The organism is Oleiphilus sp. HI0061 (assembly GCF_001635675.1).
In genome coordinates, this window is sequence record NZ_LWFE01001275.1 from 1 (window position 1) to 1,496 (window position 1,496).

Consider the following 1,496-nt stretch of genomic DNA (forward strand, 5'->3'; position numbering starts at 1 on the left):
TCTCAGAGAGAAATTTTGCTTTTATACCTTTTTTAGAAAAGCTTTCTTGGAGTGCATCTGCAACTAGCGTGTTAACCGTTGAATAGTCAGACCAATTGGCATAACTATTAATCTTAAGAAATACAGAATCACCAGTGTTAAATGTAGTTTGATCACCTTGAACATATTCTTCTTGGAAAGAACTTGAGGAAAAATGAGCGCAAGCTGGTAAAAGAGCAGAACAAACAGCAATGAAAATTAATATTCGTATTTTTTTAATCACTAATACTTCCTTTTGTGGATGATGCCTAAAAATTCTAACATTTGAATCTACGACATAAGGTCGTATATCCATTTGTCGTATATCCTTTTTTAAAAAAATTCTATATCACACGAATCCTACATCATTTCTGGAGTCCGATGAAGTCCAAAGTTTTTGCAATTTACAAAGTGCGACTCGTGTCGCCTATCCTTTTATTACAAGCCTTCATAATTATTTGTTTTTAAATAGCTTTTACCGTATTTTAACGGTAGCTATAGATATACGACAGGAGGTCGCTTTTCATAGCTATTTTGACTCACTCTTAAACTAAAGGATTAGTTTTATGGATGATATACCACTACCTCTCCCTAAAAAGCCCGTGCGCTTTATTGATCAGTTTCGAGCATTTATTCGTAGTAAACAAATGGCCTATAAGACCGAGAAAACCTATTGCCATTGGGTAATACGTTTTATTCGTTTTCACAACAAAAGGCACCCCAAGGAAATGGGGGCTGTCGAGGTCGATCAGTTTCTGAGTTCTTTAGCGCTCGATCAGAGCGCCGGGGTCAATACGCAGAAGACTGCGCTCAATGCCTTGGTTTTTATGTACCATAAGTTTTTGAAGATTGAGCTAGGTGATCTTGATTTCAAGCTGAGCAACCGGCCGCAAACAATTCCTACGGTATTTAGTCATGCCGAGGCGCTGGCGGTAATAGGTAAGTTAGATGGCGTTTACCTTATGCTAACAAAGCTGATGTATGGGGCTGGCCTTAGGGTCATGGAGGCGGTTCGTTTGCGGGTTCAAGACATCGACTTTGCAAATAACTGCCTAATAGTGCGTGAGTCTAAGGGGCTAAAGTGGCGGCGCACGCTGCTTCCCAAGTCCTTGATTGAGCCCTTAAAAGTTCAAATAGACTATGCACTCGCGCTGCACGCGAAAGATCTTGAAGAGGGCTATGGGGCGGTCTATCTTCCGGGTGCCTTGGCACGTAAGTATCCGAATGCTGCAACAGCCCCTGCATGGCAATACGTGTTTCCGGCGAATTCGCTTTCGAAGGACCCGCGAGCTGGTATTTATCGCCGTCACCATTTAGGTGAGCGTGCGGTTCAACGGAAGATTAAAGAGGCTTTGAAGCTCGCTAACATATATAAAAAGGCTGGCTGCCATACCTTTAGGCACAGTTTTGCTACCAACCTACTACGAGCGGGAACAGACATTAGGGCAATTCAGGAAATGTTGGGGCATTCCAATATT

At 42.0% G+C, this 1,496-nt stretch carries 2 protein-coding genes; one reads left to right on the top strand and one right to left on the bottom strand.

What is annotated here, in order from left to right:
- On the bottom strand, window positions 1-334 hold a 334-nt coding region (locus tag A3735_RS20020; RefSeq protein WP_156499782.1), incomplete at its 3' end, for a hypothetical protein.
- 250 nt (window positions 335-584) lie between these two features.
- Between A3735_RS20020 and A3735_RS20025 the strand changes: the two genes are divergently transcribed.
- Window positions 585-1,496: integron integrase (locus A3735_RS20025; protein ID WP_068638524.1), on the top strand; the 912-nt coding region annotated here is incomplete at its 3' end.